Below are 16678 nucleotides of genomic sequence, written 5' to 3'. Positions count from 1 at the left end.
CTAGGCAGTCTTTTGAAGCACCAATACCGAGCGAGATGGAACACTTATCGTCTCGCCCGCTTTCACGACGGCATCGGTGGTGCCGGTGGCCTCCGAGGTGTCCAGAACTGCGCTCCACTCCTGGGCGTATTCGCCGTCGGGAACGGTGAACTCGATCGGACTCTTGTGGGCGTTGAAGCACAGCAGGAATGAATCGTCGACCACGCGCTCGCCGCGGGCGTTCGGCTCCGGGATTGCTTCGCCGTTGAGGAAGACACCCACGAACTTGAAGCCGGAGTTCCAGTCGTCATGGGACATCTCCTGGCCGGCAGTGGTGAGCCAGGCTATGTCGCGCACCTGGTCGCCGGTGCGCAGCGGTTCGCCGTCGAAGAACCGGCGCCGCCGAAAGACCGGGTGCGCCTTGCGCAGTGCGGTCACCCGCGTGGTGAACTCCAGCAGCGCGGCGTTGGTCTCCTTGAACGTCCAGTCCATCCACGACAGCGGTGAATCCTGGCAGTAGACATTGTTGTTGCCCTGTTGGGTGCGGCCGATCTCGTCGCCGTGGGCGATCATCGGGGTGCCCTGCGAGAGCATCAGGGTGGCCAGGATGTTGCGCATCTGCTGATGGCGCAGCGCCATGATCGCCGGGTCGTCGGTCGGGCCCTCCACACCGCAGTTCCACGACCGGTTGTGACTTTCGCCGTCTCGGTTGTCCTCGCCATTGGCCTCGTTGTGCTTGTCGTTGTAGGACACCAGGTCGGCAAGGGTGAAGCCGTCGTGGCAGGTGACGAAGTTGATGCTCGCGCTGGGCCGTCGGCCGGTCGCCTCGTAGAGGTCCGACGAGCCGGTCAACCGGGAGGCGAACTCGCCGAGTGTCGCAGGCTCGCCGCGCCAGTAGTCGCGGACGGTGTCGCGATACTTGCCGTTCCACTCGGTCCACAGACCCGGGAAGTTGCCGACCTGATAGCCGCCCTCGCCGACGTCCCACGGCTCGGCGATGAGCTTGACCTGGCTGATCACCGGATCCTGTTGCACCAGGTCGAAGAACGCGCTCAATCGGTCGACGTCGTAGAACTCCCGGGCAAGTGTGGAGGCCAGGTCGAAGCGGAATCCGTCGACGTGCATCTCCAGCACCCAATACCGCAGCGAGTCCATGATCAGCTGCAGCGTGTGCGGATGCCGGGCGTTGAGGCTGTTGCCCGTGCCGGTGAAATCCTTGTAGAACCGTTTGTCGTCGTCGAGCAGCCGGTAGTAGGCGGCGTTGTCGATACCGCGGAAGTTGATCGTCGGCCCCAGGTGGTTGCCTTCGGCGGTGTGGTTGTAGACCACGTCGAGGATCACCTCGATGCCGGCGTCGTGGAACGAGCGAACCATGGTCTTGAACTCGGCCACCGCACTGCCGGCGTGCTGGGTGGACGAGTACTGGTAGTGCGGTGCGAAGAACCCGAAAGTGTTGTAGCCCCAGTAGTTTCGCAGTCCCAGATCCAGCAGACGGTGATCGTGCATGAACTGGTGTACCGGCATCAACTCGATGGCCGTCACGTTCAGGCTCTTGAGGTGATCGATGACGGCCGGGTGGCCCAGCCCGGCATAGGTGCCGCGCAGCTCGTCGGGAATACCGGGATGGGTTTGGGTCATCCCCTTGACGTGTGCCTCGTAGATGATCGTCTCGTGGTACGGCGTGCGCGGCGGATGGTCGGAGCCCCACTGGAAGAACGGGTTGATCACCACGCTGGTCATGGTGTGACCCAACGAGTCGACCATCGGCGGGGTGCCGCCCGACGCCAGGTCCTCGGCGTCGAGGTCGTAGGAATACAGCGCCTGGCCGAATTCGAAGTCGCCGTGGAACGACTTGCCGTACGGGTCGAGGAGAAGCTTGCTGGGATCGCACCGGTGGCCGGCCGCCGGATCCCACGGACCATGCACCCGGAAGCCATAGCGCTGTCCCGGCGTGATCGTCGGCAGGTAGGTGTGCCAGACGAATCCGTCGACCTCATCGAGGTTGATGCGGGTCTCGGTGCCGTCTTTGGCGATCAGGCAGAGTTCGACCGAGTCGGCGACCTCGGAGAACACCGAAAAATTCGTGCCGGCGCCGTCATAGGTGGCCCCGAGCGGATACGGGGTACCCGGCCACCTGGTGACCAGCGCGGGTTCGCTCGATGCCATCGTTAGACCTTATCGACGTGGCGCGCGTGATGCGCAAGTTGTCACCACCACCGGGTGGCGGCCCCCAGTTGCCTGCCCAGCTCAGGGATCAACGTGCGCATATATGTCGCGGAGATGTGATGAGAATCGTGATAGATCAGGACATTTCCCTCGACGGCTCGGCATACGTCCGGACGGCACACTGCGTCGCTGAGGTCGAGGATCCGCATCTGCGGGAACTGCGCCAGGAAATCCAGGGTCTGATTGCGATCGGAGAGCACCTCGGAGCGCTTGATCCCGCATGATTCGGCGTCGCCGCCCTTGGCCAGGCAGTCGGTCGGGAAGAACGGTTCGCCGTCGCGCACCAGCCACGGGGTGTCACGCATTGCCAGTATGGGAATGTTGTTGTCCGACAAGGTTTGCCAGATCCCAATGTACGTCGCCGGCATCACGTCGCCGGGTTTGATGTTCCACGGCCGGGTCGACGTGGTGAACACGAAGCTGGGGCGGTCGCTGATCAGTTTGGCCATCACCCGTTCGTTCCACTCGTGGCAGTTCGGGTATGGCCGGTTGTCGCCCATCACCAGCGGTTCCTGCTCGGTGGTCAGCGGGCAGCCCATCTTCAGGTATGTGACGATCTTGAAATGGTGCATCTTGGCCAGCGCGTCCAGGGCGGTGATCCAGTGCTCGGCATGCGATCCGCCCGCCAGCGCGATGGTCCTGGTCGCCGACAGGTCGCCATAGGTGCAGTTGATGACCCCGACATTGTCGAAATCACTGATGCAACCGTCGTTGGTGGATTCGGGCAGATCGTTCTTGGCCTCGAGCACGGTGGGCCGCATCGGCAGCTTCGGCACCCGGGCGTTTTCGGTGAGTGCCCGCGCTCCCGGGTAGCCCGTGGAAGACAGCATCACCAGTTCCTTGCCGTGCGAGCGCTGCACGGTGACGTGCTCCCGCCACGTGAACGACGTCGCCGTCAGCGCCACGCCGAGTAGCCCCACGGTGGTGCCCAGCGCGATCGTGGGCCGGCGCAGGCGGGTGCGCCACGGAATCGTGGGCTGTGGCGTCACCTGCGCGGCGCCGCCGCGCCGGAACCGCAGCGGCTCCTCGACGAATCGCATGGTGAGGTAGGCCAGCACGCCGGAGATCGCGAGGATGACCGCGCCGTCGACCAAGCCGGCCCGGCTGCCGTCGGTGTAGGCGAGCCAGAAGATCAACAGCGGCCAGTGCCACAGATACAGGGAGTAGGCCATCGCGCCGAGGGTCATCAACGGGGCGGCCGACAACAGCCGGTTGGGTAGCGGAAGGCGGTCACTGGTCGACGGCCGGGACTGGCGGTTAGCCGCCGCCAGAATCATCAGCACGGTCGCGCCGACCGGCACCAGCGCCCACGGGCCGGGGAACTCGCGGACCCCGTCGATCAACGCGCCGCACGAGACGATCGCGGCCAGCCCGACCGTCGCTGCCACCGTGCGCAGCCACATCGGCCACCGGATGTACGGCACCGCCGCACCCACCAAGACGCCGAGCAGCAGCTCCCAGGCGCGGGCGAAGCTGTTGTAGTAGGCGGCCGTCTGGTCCTGGACATGAAGCACGGTGGCAAAGCTGAGTGATGCGATCGTGAGGGCGGCCAGCAAAGCAACGAACGTCGGTCGCAACCGTCGGCCCAGCGGTCGTCTCAGCAAATATGCGAATGCGAAAATAAGGATAAGGAACGAAATATAGAACTGGCCCTGAACGGACATCGACCAGATGTGCTGCAGCGGGCTGACCGCCTCGCCGGCGCGCAGGTAATTCGACGCGGTCGCTGAAAGCTCCCAGTTCTGGTAGTACGCCAGGCTCGCCAAGCTCTGGTCAGCAAAGGTCTCCCAGCGGGTCTGTGGCTGGATGAGAACGGTCAGGACGGCACCTGCGGCAAGCACCACGACGAGTGCAGGCAGCAGCCTGCGGACGAGTCGGCGAATCTCTGGCCAGGGCGACAGCGAAGAGTCGGGATCCAGTGCGGTGCGCAACAGGGACCCGCCGAAGAAAAACCCGGAGAGCACCAGGAAGACGTCCACCCCGCCCGAGACGCGCCCGAACCACACGTGGAACACCGCGACGAGAGCAATCGCCAACCCGCGCAGACCGTCCAGATCGTGACGGTAGAAGCCCGATTTCCGCGAGCCCATGGCCGCGCCGGGAGGAGAGTCCGCCGGCGTCACTGCTGACGGGCGGGGCGGGCTGAGGGTGAACATGATCGGAGCTCAATCTACCCAACCCCGGTGGTCTTCTCATCCGCAGCGAATGGCGCGTCGAAGCTACGGAATCCGTTGAGCAAACGCGTTCGGGGGCTGGTGCCGACCTCGGCTAGGCTCACACAGCGTGTCGGCGTTGACCCCCCACCAGATCAGCGAGATCGACGCCGCGCACATCTGGCACCCGTACAGCACGATCGGCGCCGAGGCCATGGCGCCGGTGGTGGCCACCCGCGCCCACGGGGCGTGGCTCACGCTGGTTCGAGACGACACCGAGATCAGGGTGCTCGATGCGATGGCGTCCTGGTGGACGGCAGTGCACGGTCACGGCCACCCGGTGCTCGACGCGGCCCTGAGCCGGCAGTTGTCGACGATGAATCACGTCATGTTCGGCGGGTTGACCCACGAGCCGGCCGCGCGTCTCGCGCAGCTGTTGGTCGACATCACGCCGGCCGGGCTGGAGACCGTCTTCTTCTCCGACTCCGGCTCGGTGGCCGTGGAGGTCGCGGTCAAGATGGCGCTGCAGTACTGGCGCAGCTCGGGCCACTTCGGCAAGTCCACGCTGATGACCTGGCGTGGCGGATATCACGGCGACACCTTCACCCCGATGAGCGTCTGCGACCCCGACGGCGGCATGCATTCCTTGTGGAGCGACGTGCTGTCCCAGCAGGTGTTCGCGCCCCCGGTGCCGGGTGACTACGACCCGGCCTACGTCGCGGCGTTCGGGGAGCAACTGCTCGAACATGCCGATTCACTCGCCGCCGTGATCGTCGAGCCGGTCGTGCAGGGCGCGGGCGGGATGCGATTCCACGACCCGCGCTACCTGAGCGACCTGCGCGCGCTGTGCGATCGCGCCGGAGTACTGCTGATCTTCGACGAGATCGCCACCGGGTTCGGCCGCACCGGCGAGCTGTTCGCCGCCGATCACGCCGGGGTCACTCCGGACATCATGTGCGTCGGCAAAGCGTTGACCGGCGGTTACGTCACGCTGGCGGCCACCCTGTGCACGCTGGACATCGCCCGCACGATCAGTGGTAGCGAGGCCGGTGCGTTGATGCACGGCCCCACGTTCATGGCCAATGCGCTGGCATGTGCGGTGTCGGTGGCCTCGGTCGAACTGTTGCTCGCGCAGGACTGGCGCAGCCGGGTCGCCGAGATCGGCGCCGGGCTGGCCGGAGGACTCGAGCCGGCCCGCGCGCTGTCGTCGGTGGCCGATGTCCGGGTACTCGGTGCGATCGGAGTGATCGAGACGCACCAGCCCGTCGACCTGACCGTCGCGACCCCGGTCGCCCTGGACAATGGCGTCTGGCTGCGGCCCTTCCGCAACCTGATCTACGCGATGCCGCCGTTCATCTGCACGCCGGACGAGGTGGATCAGATCACCTCGGCGATGGTCGCCGTGGCCCGTGCTCTAACCTGAACGGTGTTCAAGTAGCGTCGGAGGAGTGCCTGTGACCCGCGTCGGCCTTTCCCCACTGGCCTGGCTCGACACCGTCGAGCAGCAGCGCCGCAACGCCGGCCTGCGTCGATCGCTGCGCACCCGGCCCGCCGTGGCCACCGAACTGGACCTGGCCTCCAACGATTATCTGGGCCTGTCGCAGCATCCCGCGGTCATCGACGGTGGGGTCGCCGCGTTGCGCACCTGGGGTGCAGGCTCGACCGGCTCGCGACTGGTCACCGGAAACACCGAACTGCACGAGGAATTCGAAAGCGCCCTGGCCGATTTCGCCGGAGCCGAGGCCGCGCTGGTGTTCTCCTCGGGCTACACCGCCAACATCGGCGCCACGGTGGCGCTGTCCGGCCCCGGTTCGCTGATCGTGTCCGACGCGCTGTCGCACGCCTCGCTGGTCGACGCCTGCCGGCTGTCGCGGGCACGGGTCGTCGTCGCGCCACACCTCGACGTCGAGGCGGTCGAGGCCGCGCTGGCCGGGCGCGACGAAGAGCGGGCGGTGGTCATCACCGAATCGGTGTTCAGCACCGACGGGGCGCTGGCGCCGCTGCGCAGGCTGCATGAGGTATGCCGCAAGCACGCGGCGCTGCTGCTGGTCGACGAGGCCCACGGTCTCGGGGTTCGCGGCGCCGGCGGGCGTGGCCTGATCCACGAGGCCGGATTGGCCGGGGCACCCGACGTGATCATGACGACCACGATGTCGAAGTCGCTCGGCAGCCAGGGCGGGGCGGTGCTCGGCCCCGCCGCGGTGCGCGACCACCTCATCGACGCCGCGCGCACGATGATCTTCGACACCGGCCTGGCTCCGGCACCGGTCGGCGCCGCGCTGGCCGCCCTCACCGTGCTGACCGCCGAACCGCAGCGCGCTACGGCTGTGATCGACCGGGCCCGGGAGTTGGTCGAGATGTGCGACGTCCCCGAGAACCCCGAATCTGCCGTCGTATCAGTCATTCTCGGTGATCCGGAGATCGCGGTGGCTGCCGCGAGCGCATGCCTGGAGGCCGGGGTGCGGGTCGGGTGTTTCCGGCCGCCGACGGTTCCGGCGGGCACCTCACGGCTGCGACTGACCGCGCGGGCGTCGTTGACCGACGACGAGATGGACGCGGCACGCGTCGTGTTGACCTCGGTATTGGCGGCTCACCCCCGATGAGCGTGCTGGTCGTCACCGGCACCGGGACCGGGGTGGGAAAGACCGTTGTGACCGCAGCGCTGGCCTGCCACGCGCGGGTCGCCGAGCGGGATGTCGCGGTGTGCAAGCCGGTGCAGACCGGCACCGCCGACGGCGACGACGACCTCGCTGAGGTGGGCAGGCTGTCCGGCGTCACCGAACTGTTCGGCGTCGCCCGGTATCCGGATCCGCTGGCGCCGGCGGCCGCGGCCGAAAGCGCCGGCCTGCCGCTGCCCAGCACCGGCGAGCTGCTGAGCGTCATCCGTGACGTCGACCGTCCCGGGCGGCTGACGCTGGTTGAGGGGGCGGGTGGCCTGCTGGTGGAACTGACGGCCGACGGTGGGACGCTGCGCGATCTCGCGGTCGAACTCGCCGCGCCGGTGCTCGTCGTCGTCGAACCAGGTCTGGGCACGCTCAACCACACCTCCTTGACGTTGGAAGGGCTTGGCGCCAAGGGGCTTTCGTGCGCCGGTCTGGTGATCGGCGCCTGGCCCGCCCAGCCCGGCCCGGCGGAGAAGTCCAACCGCGAGGCGTTGGCCAAACTGGCTCCGGTCCGCGCGGCGCTGCCTGCGGGAGTGGCCGCGGTGTCGCCGAATGACTTCGCGCTGTTCAGCGCTCGCGCGTTCGACCCGGACTGGGTCGCCGGCCTGATCTGAGATGGCGCACTCGATCGAACTGCTCCTCGACCAGCGTGCCGACGATGCTGTGCGGCACACGTGGCAGTCGCTGGCCGACGCCGGTCTGCCCAGCCAGCTGCGGGTCAGCTCCGACACCAACCGTCCGCACATCACGTTGATCGCCGCCGAGCGGATCTCACCCGACGTCGACGAGCCGCTCGCCGAACTGGCGGACCGCTTACCGCTTCGTGCGGTCCTTGGCGCACCGCTGATCTTCGGCACCGGGCGGATGACGCTGGCGCGGTTGGTGGTTCCCTCCGCTGGACTGCTCGCTCTGCACGAACACATCTACGACGTGTGCCTGCAGTCGGTGACCAATGCTTTCGCACACAGCGCCCCGGGCCGGTGGACGCCGCACGTCACGCTCGGGCGCCGGTTCACCCCGGCTCAAGCCGGCGACGCCCTCGGATTGGTTGACGGGATCACCGCCGACATCCGGGCTGGCATCGTGGGGCTACGACGTTGGGACAGCGATGCGCGGACCGATCGCGTGCTGATCAGTTAACCTGCGCAGCAACGCTTTTAGGCACCTGCTCGACTGTGATCACACCGGCAGCCTGCGCCGTGCCGCGATGCCGTCGACCAGCAACTGCACCCCGAAGCCGAACCGTCGACTGGCATCGGCGCCGAGTACGGATTGTTCGTCGGGAAGGTCGGCGCCGGCAGCGTCCCATTGCAGACGGGACTGCTCGTCGGCGGTGAAGCCAAGTACGTAGTAGAGGACAGTGCGGCCGGCGGTCACGGCGTGCCCGGCATCGACGCCCGCGGCGACCGCCGTGTCGGCCAGCCAGTTCAGTATCTGCGTCATCACTTCGGACTGGCCTGCGGCGAAACTGGCGGACACCAGCTCGGCGCCGTCGGTGTGGGACAGCAGGGCGTCGCGCAACTGACCGCAGATCGCCTCGACGCGGACGCGCCAGTCTGCAGGCACGTCGTGGACACTTCGCAGGATTCGGTCAGCGACCGCGCCCAGCAGTTGCTGCTTGTTGGCGAAGTGCCAGTACAGCGCTCCCGGGGACACCGCGAGCTCGCGGGCCAGCCGCCGCATGGACAGGTCGGCCATGCCGTAGTTGTCCAGCAGTGTCGTCGCCGCGTCGACCACGTCGCGTTTGTGGAGCTGCACACGCGTAGCCTAGCCTGAACACTGTTCAAGTTGGCGAACGCAGGAGGACGAGCCGGTGACGCAGGCAGCGACGGACGTATTGGCACTGGCGCGCGAGCAGGTGCTCGAGCGCGGCGAGGGGCTGTCCCGCGATCAGGTGCTCGAGGTCTTGCAGCTGTCCGACGATCACCTCGAGGACCTCTTGGCCTTGGCCCACGAGGTCCGGATGAAGTGGTGCGGGCCAGAGGTCGAGGTCGAGGGCATCATCAGCCTGAAAACCGGTGGCTGCCCGGAGGATTGCCACTTCTGTTCGCAGTCCGGGCTGTTCGCCTCGCCGGTGCGCAGCGCGTGGCTGGACATCCCGAGCCTGGTCGAGGCGGCCAAGCAGACCGCGAAGTCCGGCGCCACCGAGTTCTGCATCGTGGCTGCCGTGCGCGGACCCGACGAGCGGCTGCTGGCCCAGGTGGCCGCCGGCATCGAAGCGATTCGCAACGAGGTCGACATCCAGATCGCCTGCTCGCTGGGGATGCTCACCCAGGAGCAGGTGGATCGCCTCAAGGAGATGGGCGTTCACCGCTACAACCACAACCTCGAGACCGCGCAGTCCTACTTCCCCAACGTCGTCACCACACACTCGTGGGAGGAGCGGTGGGGAACGCTGGAGATGGTGCGCGAGGCCGGCATGGAGGTGTGCTGCGGCGGCATCCTCGGTATGGGGGAGACCCTCGAGCAGCGCGCCGAGTTCGCCGCGAACCTGGCCGAGCTCGATCCGCACGAGGTGCCGCTGAACTTCCTGAACCCGCGGCCGGGCACGCCGTTCGGTGATCTGGAGGTGTTGCCGGCATCCGAGGCCCTCAAGGCCGTCGCCGCCTTCCGCCTGGCGCTGCCGCGCACGATGCTCCGGTTCGCCGGCGGCCGGGAGATCACGCTCGGTGACCTGGGCGCCAAACAGGGCATCCTGGGTGGCATCAACGCCGTGATCGTCGGAAATTACCTGACCACGCTGGGTCGCCCGGCTGAGGCCGATCTCGAGTTGCTCGAAGATCTGCAGATGCCGATCAAGGCTCTGAACGCCAGCCTGTAGTGGCGATGGTCGGACAGCTGCCCGCACCGGTGGGTGCCGGCGTTTACAACGTCTACACCGGTGAGCTCGCCGGCAGCGTGGTGCCCACCGCCGCACAGCTCGGACTCGAGCCGCCTCGCTTCTGCGCGGACTGCGGACGCCGGATGGTGGTCCAGGTTCGCCCGGATGGCTGGTGGGCGAAGTGCTCGCGCCACGGTCGGGTCGACTCCCACGATCTGGAGGACCAGCGGTGAATCCTGAATCACAACAACGCTTTTCGCGGCGACGCGCCGCAATCGTAGTGGTCGTCGGGTTGACCGTGGCGGGGGCGGTGATCGGCGCGGTGTGGTCGGTGCTGGCGCCCTCCGCGCACGGCGTGGTGGCGCTGACCCGATCCGGTCAGCGGGTGCAGACCTACCTCGGCAGCGAATCCGACCATCTGTTCGTGGCGGCGGCACTGCTCATCGGGTTGCTGACGTCGATGGCGATCGTGGCGGCCGTACTGGTGTGGCAGTGGCGCGTCCATCGCGGCCCGCTGCTGGCGACGGCGCTGTGGGTGGGTTCGATAGCCGCCTCCGGCGCGGCCGCGGGCGTCGGCGCGCTGCTGGTGCGCTGGCACTACGGGCCGGTCCCGTTCGACACGGCTCCGGTCACGCCGGACAACCGGATCTTCTACTACTCCGAGGCGCCGCCGGTGTTCTTCGCGCACGGGCCGTTGCAGATCGCGACGACGCTACTGTTCCCGGCTGCGCTCGCGGCGCTGGCATATGCCTTGATGGCGGTGGCCACCCCGCGCGATGATCTCGGGGCTCAGCCGCCGATGGACCGCGCCGCCGCTTAGAGCGGGGCCCCTAGAGTGGTCGGAACGGCACCCGGCCGCCGGACACCACACGCGCGACGATCCCGCCGAGACGCACCATTCCCGCGTACGTCATGGGATTGAGCAGCGTCGGCCACTTCGTGCGCACGATGTGCTCGTCGATCGGGCGCTGGGCGAACCGGTCGGTCAGCCAGCGCAGCGTCATCGGCGCCGACATCGGATGCAGCAGCATGTGCTCGCTGAACATGTCGCGGTGGTAGGTCACCCGTGCCCCGCCTGCGGAGTAGGTGTGTACCAGGTCGTCGATGTCGTCGACGTCGATCACCGAGTCGTGGACGGCCTGCACGATCAGCACCGGAAGGTCGGGAACGGCTTTGCCGAGCTTGATGTTGTCGAAGACGTACTGGACTTCCGGCGTCGCCAGGATCTCTTCCAGCGGCGGGTGTACCAGGTCGTCGAAGTCGGTGCGGAACAGCCGGATGACGGCCTCCGCGGTTGTCATGGTCTCGAGCCGACGCAGCAGGGCCAGCCCGTCCTCGGTGGCGTTCTGTTCGATCACCCGGTTCAGATCGGGATAGGTCTTGGCCAGCGCGGCCACCACGAGCGCGGGCAGTGCGGCGAGGTAGGAGCCGTTGAGCCGGCGGAACGTGTGGCCCAGGTCGCCGACCGGGGAGCCCAGGACGGCGCCGACGATGTTCAGCTCGGGGGCGTAGTCCTCGTGCACCTCGGCCGCCCACGCGGTGGCGAGCCCGCCGCCGGAGTAGCCCCACAACCCGATCTGGCTGTCCGCGGCGAGGCCGAACGCCTCGAATCCGAGTGCGGCCCGCACCCCGTCCAGGACGGCGTAGCCGGGTTCGTAAGGCGCGCCCCAGATGCCGGCCGGACCCTCGTGGTCGGGGACGGAAACCACCCAACCCTCGGCGAGCGCGGCCGCGACGAGCAGGTACTCGAGCTGTGGCAGCGAGCCGACGGCTTTGGCGTGCCTGCGCATGGCGTAGGAGGGGAAGCAGCGCGAGGCCACCGCGTCGATGGCGCACTGATACGAGACGACGTTGCGGACCTGGTCGGGGGTATGGCCGCTCGGGATGAGCACCGTGGTGACGGTGGCCTGGGGTAGCCCGTTGTGGTCGGTGCTGCGGTACAGCAGCTGCGTGGCCCGCACCCGCTGCGGGATCAGTCCGAGAAAACCCAGTTGGACGTCGCGGGAGCGCAGCACCGTGCCCGGCTCGGCATGTTCGAAACCGGCGGGCGGCTCGTAGAACGGATCCTCGTCCGGAAGCAGCGGATGCGCGCCGCGCTCGAGTTCCTCGTGCGGAGCGCGGCCGATCCATTCGGGGCTCGGAGCCCCGGTGCTCACCGGATGCATTCCACCCTTTCTACCTTAAGAAGGGTCTAAGGAGCCAGCCGACTCACCCGGGTGGACGCAACGCGGCAAACTCGTCGGTCACCCTCAAATGCGAGTCGGTGAAGCGATACAGCGCCGCCGGGCGACCGCCGCTGCGACCCGGATGGGCGGTCGTCCCGGTCGGTGTGATGACGCCGCGGCGCGCCAGCACCCGCTGCAAATTGGTGGCGTCGACCTGGTAGCCCAGGGCGGCGCCGTAGATGTCACGTAACGTCGAGAGCGCGAATTCCCTTGGTGTCAAGGCGAATCCGATATTGGTATAGGACAGCTTCGCGACCAGCCTGGTTCGGGCGTACTCCACCATCGGGGCGTGGTCGAATGCCATCTCCGGTAGGGCGCTGACCGGATGCCAGCGGGTGTCCGGCGGCAGTTCGGGGGTGGCGACAGAGGGCACCAGCCCGAGGAATGTCGAGGCGATCGTGCGAACACCAGGCACGCGGCCGGGGTCGGAGAAGACCGCGAGCTGTTCCAGGTGGGCGATCTCGCGGACGTCGACCTTCTCGGCCAGCTGGCGGCGCACCGAACTGGTCAGGTCTTCGTCGGCGCGCAGCCTGCCCCCGGGCAAGGACCACTTGCCCCGCTCGGGGTCCAGGCCGCGCTGCCATAACAGCACGTTAAGGGCCGGTGTACGCGACTGGACGTCGCCAACCTGGAATACGACGGCGAGTACTTCGTGTTCGGTGCTAGTATGGGGCACGTTTTCGATTATAAGTCGAAAACCTCCAAAGCAAGACAGGAGGCGGATATGACCGTCTTGGATCGTGCAGACGCCGTCGACGGTGCCATCGGGGCTGGGCTTGTCGCTCGCATCTCCGACGGACCCGGTGGTTACACCGGGGTGAACGGCGATGAGGAATGGGCCGCCGAGATTCGCCGGCTGGCCACCTTGCGGAACGCGACCATTCTGGCGCACAACTACCAGTTGCCGGCCATTCAGGACGTCGCTGATCATGTCGGTGACTCGCTGGCACTGTCCCGGATCGCCGCGGAAGCCGCGGAAGAAACGATCGTGTTCTGCGGCGTGCACTTCATGGCCGAGACCGCCAAGATCCTCAGCCCCGAGAAAACCGTGCTGATCCCGGATCAGCGCGCCGGTTGCTCGCTGGCCGACTCGATCACCGCCGAGGAACTGCAGACCTGGAAGGATGAGCACCCCGGTGCGGTCGTCGTGTCCTACGTCAACACCACCGCGGCGGTGAAGGCGCTCACCGACATCTGCTGCACCTCGTCCAACGCCGTCGAGGTGGTGGCCTCGATCCCGGCTGATCGCGAGGTGCTGTTCTGCCCCGACCAGTTCCTGGGCGCGCACGTGCGCCGGATGACCGGCCGGACCAACCTGAACGTCTGGGCCGGCGAGTGCCATGTGCACGCGGGGATCAACGGCGACGAACTGGCCGACCAGGCCCGCAGTCACCCCGACGCCGAGCTGTTCGTCCACCCCGAATGTGGTTGCGCCACATCGGCGTTGTATCTGGCGGGTGAAGGCGCCTTCCCGTCGGATCGGGTCAAGATACTGTCCACCGGCGGCATGTTGGACGCCGCGAAGGCCTCTCATGCCAAGCAGGTGCTGGTCGCCACCGAGGTCGGGATGCTGCACCAATTGCGCCGCGCCGCACCGGGAATCGATTTCCAGGCGGTCAACGACCGGGCGTCCTGCAAGTACATGAAGATGATCACCCCAGCCGCATTGCTGCGCTGCCTGGTGGACGGCGCCGACGAGGTCGACGTCGATCTCGAGACCGCCCGCCTGGCCCGCGCCAGCGTGCAGCGGATGATCGAGATCGGCCAGCCCGGCGGCGGCGAATGACGCGCTCCTTCGCCTGTGGGGCCGGCGCCGCAGGTGTGGACTGGCAGCAGCGTGCCGACGTCGTGGTGATCGGCACCGGGGTGGCCGGTTTGGCCGCGGCCCTGGCCGCACACCGAAAAGGCAGTCGCACAGTCATTCTGAGCAAGGCACCTGATACCGCGACGTTCTACGCCCAGGGTGGCATCGCGGTCGTGCTCCCGCACACCGACGATTCCGTCGAAGCACACGTGCGTGACACCCTGGCCGCGGGCGCCGGGTTGTGCGACCCCGATGCGGTGCGCTCGATCGTCGCCGACGGGTACCGCGCCGTGGCCGACCTGGTCGACGACGGCGCCCGGTTCGACGAGAGCGCGCCCGGCCAGTGGGCGCTGACTCGTGAGGGCGGGCACTCCCGCAGGCGCATCATCCACGCCGGGGGTGACGCCACCGGCGCAGAAGTGCAGCGCGCACTCGACCATGCCGCCGCCACCCTGGACATCCGGCGCAATCATGTTGCGCTGCAGATCCTCAGCGATGGCACGGCGGTCAGCGGGGTGCTGGTCCGCAACGCCGACGGGCTCGGTATCGTGCACGCCCCGTCGGTAATCCTGGCCACCGGTGGACTTGGTCACCTGTATCGGGCGACCACCAACCCGGAAGGCTCCACCGGCGACGGCATCGCCCTGGCACTGTGGGCCGGTGTCGGGGTCACCGACATCGAATTCGTCCAGTTCCACCCGACCATGCTGTTCGACCGCACCGCCACCGGACGCCGGCCGCTGATCACCGAGGCCCTGCGCGGCGAAGGCGCGGTACTGCGCGACGCCCGCGGCGAGTCGATGACCACGCATCACCCGATGGGCGATCTCGCCCCGCGCGACGTGGTGGCGGCGGCCATCCAGGCGCGGCTGCGGGCGAGCGGCGACGAGTGCGTTTTCCTCGACGCGCGCTCCATCGACCGATTCGCACAACGCTTCCCGACGGTCACGGCTGCCTGCCGTGCCGCAGGCATCGACCCCACCCGGCAATTGATTCCGGTCGTGCCGGGTGCGCACTACAGCTGCGGCGGTGTGGCCACCGACGTGTCCGGCCGGACCGAGCTGCCCGGTTTGTTCGCCGCCGGCGAGGTGGCCCGAACCGGCATGCACGGCGCCAACCGGCTGGCTTCCAACAGCCTGCTGGAAGGTTTGGTGGTGGGTGGTCGCGCTGGGCGCGCCGCCGTGGAGCATTCCCGCGACGCGGGTGCGCCGGTGGCGAAAGCCGATGAGCGCCAGCACAATGCGCTCGACCGCACGGTGTTGCAGACGGCGATGAGCGAGTTCGCCTCGGTGGTCCGCGACGCCGCCGGACTGCGTCAACTCGCCGACATCCTTGCCGAGGCAACACCAACGCGGATGACCACCCGCGCCGCCGCCGAGGATGTCGCACTCACGGCCACCGCCCGCGCGGTGACCACAGCGGCGTTGGCGCGCACCGAATCACGTGGCTGCCACCACCGCGGCGATCACCCGGACACCGATCCGGAACAAGCCTTCAGCCGCACCCTGCACGATGACCACGCGGCGGCCTGCCTGCAATGACACTCACCGACGACGAGCGCGCGCAAGCTCGCATCACGATCCTTCGCGGCCTCGACGAGGACCTGCGCTACGGCCCCGACGTCACCACCGTGGCCACGGTTCCCGAGGACGCAGGCACCGTTGCATCACTGGTGTCCCGGGAGCCCGGCGTAGCCGCCGGGATCGACGTGGCGCTGATGGTCCTCGACGAAGTGCTCGGTCAGGACGGTTATCAGGTCGTCGACCGGGTGGACGACGGCACCCGACTTGAGGCCGGTGCTGCCCTGCTTCGGGTGCAGGCGCCGACGCGGGGGCTGCTGACCGCCGAACGGACCCTGCTGAACCTGGTGTGTCATCTGTCGGGGATCGCCACCGCCACCGCGGCGTGGGTCGACGCCGTCGACGGCACCACAGCCAAGATCCGCGACACCCGCAAGACCCTGCCGGGGCTGCGGGCACTGCAGAAGTACGCGGTCCGGGTGGGCGGCGGGGTCAACCACCGGATGGGCTTGGGCGACGCTGCGCTGATCAAGGACAACCACGTCGCCGCCGCCGGTTCGGTGGTCGCCGCGCTGCGGGCAGTGCGCGCGGCCGCGCCGGATCTCCCGTGCGAGGTCGAGGTGGACACCCTCGAGCAGCTCGACGAGGTGCTCACCGAGGATGTACAGCTGATCCTGCTGGACAACTTCCCGGTGTGGCAGACCCAGATCGCGGTCCAGCGTCGCAACGCCAACGCTCCAGGCGTGCTGCTGGAATCCTCAGGCGGCCTCAGCCTGGACAGCGCCGCCGACTACGCCGGAACAGGGGTCGATTTCCTGGCCGTGGGGGCGTTGACTCACTCGGTACGGGTCCTCGACGTCGGTCTGGATCTCTAGGCGATATCGGCGACGAACGCACCGACGCCGCGCTTCACGCCGCGACGGGCTACCCCGGGAAGCGACGGGTCGTCCGTGCCCGCGGGCACGACCCGCGGATTCACCAGATGCAGGGTCTTGCGACCGTGCCGGATGTCGGCCTCGCCGGCGGCCAAGATGTTCTTGACCCAATTGGTCTTGCCGTGGCCGAGCATGACGGCAAGGGTGTCACCCTTGCGGAAGGCCGAGACCACGGTTTCGTACTGCTTGCCCGAGGTTCGTCCGCGGTGCGAGATGACCGACATGCCCGGCATGAACTTGGCCAGCGGCTTCATTGCCGGATTGAAGTACTTGATCTGGAAGTTCTCGAACCAGACCGGGAACTTCATCGGCACGCCGGGCGCGTTGTTCGGGTGATCCTTGGTCGACATGG

Annotated in this window: 16 protein-coding genes; 10 read left to right on the top strand and 6 right to left on the bottom strand. The window is 67.8% G+C overall.

Going from position 1 to position 16678, the window contains the following annotated elements; translation table 11 throughout:
* Both glgX and Y900_RS00425 read right to left on the bottom strand, forming a co-directional pair.
* On the bottom strand, positions 1-2145 hold the full coding sequence (glgX, locus tag Y900_RS00430) for a glycogen debranching protein GlgX (protein WP_036337725.1): 2145 nt from the start codon (positions 2143-2145) through the stop codon (positions 1-3).
* Positions 2146-2186: 41 nt separating this feature from the next.
* Entirely contained in the window at positions 2187-4361 is a 2175-nt protein-coding gene (locus tag Y900_RS00425; RefSeq protein ID WP_036337723.1) for an acetyltransferase SucT, read from the bottom strand.
* A 127-nt stretch (positions 4362-4488) separates the two neighbouring features.
* On the opposite strand from Y900_RS00425, the gene Y900_RS00420 reads away from it, so the two are divergent.
* The 4 genes from Y900_RS00420 to Y900_RS00405 are packed head-to-tail and all read left to right on the top strand — an operon-like array spanning position 4489 to position 8161.
* Positions 4489-5781 carry an adenosylmethionine--8-amino-7-oxononanoate transaminase gene (locus Y900_RS00420; RefSeq protein ID WP_036337721.1) on the top strand — a complete coding sequence of 431 codons (1293 nt, stop codon included), beginning with the start codon at positions 4489-4491 and terminating at the stop codon, positions 5779-5781.
* Between the two features lie 31 nt (positions 5782-5812).
* Positions 5813-6961, top strand: a complete 1149-nt coding sequence (locus tag Y900_RS00415; protein ID WP_036337719.1) for an 8-amino-7-oxononanoate synthase — start codon at positions 5813-5815, stop codon at positions 6959-6961.
* Positions 6958-7635 (top strand): dethiobiotin synthase, encoded by a 678-nt coding sequence (bioD, locus tag Y900_RS00410; protein ID WP_036337716.1) that lies wholly within the window; start codon positions 6958-6960, stop codon positions 7633-7635. The genes Y900_RS00415 and bioD overlap by 4 nt, the downstream gene beginning before the upstream one ends.
* 1 nt (position 7636) lies before the next feature.
* Positions 7637-8161: a 2'-5' RNA ligase family protein gene (locus tag Y900_RS00405; protein WP_036337714.1), complete on the top strand. Its 525-nt coding sequence runs from the start codon at positions 7637-7639 to the stop codon at positions 8159-8161.
* A 39-nt stretch (positions 8162-8200) separates the two neighbouring features.
* Here Y900_RS00405 and Y900_RS00400 read toward each other — a convergent pair whose 3' ends face one another.
* Positions 8201-8779 (bottom strand): TetR family transcriptional regulator, encoded by a 579-nt coding sequence (locus Y900_RS00400; RefSeq protein ID WP_036337712.1) that lies wholly within the window; start codon positions 8777-8779, stop codon positions 8201-8203.
* Positions 8780-8834: 55 nt separating this feature from the next.
* Between Y900_RS00400 and bioB the strand changes: the two genes are divergently transcribed.
* The 3 genes from bioB to Y900_RS00385 are packed head-to-tail and all read left to right on the top strand — an operon-like array spanning position 8835 to position 10662.
* The gene (gene bioB, locus Y900_RS00395; RefSeq protein ID WP_036337710.1) at positions 8835-9842 is read left to right on the top strand and encodes a biotin synthase BioB; all 1008 of its coding nucleotides are present in this window, start codon (positions 8835-8837) and stop codon (positions 9840-9842) included.
* 5 nt (positions 9843-9847) lie between these two features.
* Entirely contained in the window at positions 9848-10075 is a 228-nt protein-coding gene (gene bsaP / locus Y900_RS00390) for a biotin synthase auxiliary protein BsaP (RefSeq protein WP_036345411.1), read from the top strand.
* Positions 10072-10662, top strand: coding sequence for a DUF2567 domain-containing protein (locus Y900_RS00385; RefSeq protein ID WP_036337707.1), 591 nt, complete (start codon positions 10072-10074; stop codon positions 10660-10662). The genes bsaP and Y900_RS00385 overlap by 4 nt, the downstream gene beginning before the upstream one ends.
* Positions 10663-10672: 10 nt before the next feature.
* Here the strand turns inward: Y900_RS00385 and Y900_RS00380 are convergent, their stop codons facing one another.
* Both Y900_RS00380 and Y900_RS00375 read right to left on the bottom strand, forming a co-directional pair.
* Positions 10673-12007, bottom strand: a complete 1335-nt coding sequence (locus Y900_RS00380) for a lipase family protein (RefSeq protein ID WP_036337705.1) — start codon at positions 12005-12007, stop codon at positions 10673-10675.
* A gap of 43 nt (positions 12008-12050) precedes the next feature.
* Positions 12051-12743, bottom strand: a complete 693-nt coding sequence (locus tag Y900_RS00375; protein ID WP_036337703.1) for an NUDIX hydrolase — start codon at positions 12741-12743, stop codon at positions 12051-12053.
* A gap of 48 nt (positions 12744-12791) precedes the next feature.
* On the opposite strand from Y900_RS00375, the gene nadA reads away from it, so the two are divergent.
* Genes nadA through nadC form a run of 3 tightly spaced genes read left to right on the top strand, consistent with a single transcriptional unit; the run spans position 12792 to position 16266 of the window.
* Positions 12792-13853 carry a quinolinate synthase NadA gene (nadA, locus tag Y900_RS00370; protein ID WP_036337700.1) on the top strand — a complete coding sequence of 354 codons (1062 nt, stop codon included), beginning with the start codon at positions 12792-12794 and terminating at the stop codon, positions 13851-13853.
* Positions 13850-15412: an L-aspartate oxidase gene (locus Y900_RS00365; RefSeq protein WP_036337698.1), complete on the top strand. Its 1563-nt coding sequence runs from the start codon at positions 13850-13852 to the stop codon at positions 15410-15412. The genes nadA and Y900_RS00365 overlap by 4 nt, the downstream gene beginning before the upstream one ends.
* Positions 15409-16266 carry a carboxylating nicotinate-nucleotide diphosphorylase gene (gene nadC / locus Y900_RS00360; RefSeq protein ID WP_036337695.1) on the top strand — a complete coding sequence of 286 codons (858 nt, stop codon included), beginning with the start codon at positions 15409-15411 and terminating at the stop codon, positions 16264-16266. Before Y900_RS00365 ends, nadC begins: the two co-directional genes overlap by 4 nt.
* Here nadC and Y900_RS00355 read toward each other — a convergent pair.
* Positions 16263-16676 (bottom strand): nitroreductase family deazaflavin-dependent oxidoreductase, encoded by a 414-nt coding sequence (locus Y900_RS00355; protein WP_036345408.1) that lies wholly within the window; start codon positions 16674-16676, stop codon positions 16263-16265. The two genes, nadC and Y900_RS00355, sit on opposite strands and share 4 nt — an antisense overlap.
* Positions 16677-16678 lie beyond the last annotated feature (2 nt).

Source organism: Mycolicibacterium aromaticivorans JS19b1 = JCM 16368, from assembly GCF_000559085.1.
Classification (GTDB): Bacteria; Actinomycetota; Actinomycetes; order Mycobacteriales; family Mycobacteriaceae; genus Mycobacterium; species Mycobacterium aromaticivorans.
This window is presented reverse-complemented; position numbering and strand designations above follow the sequence as displayed.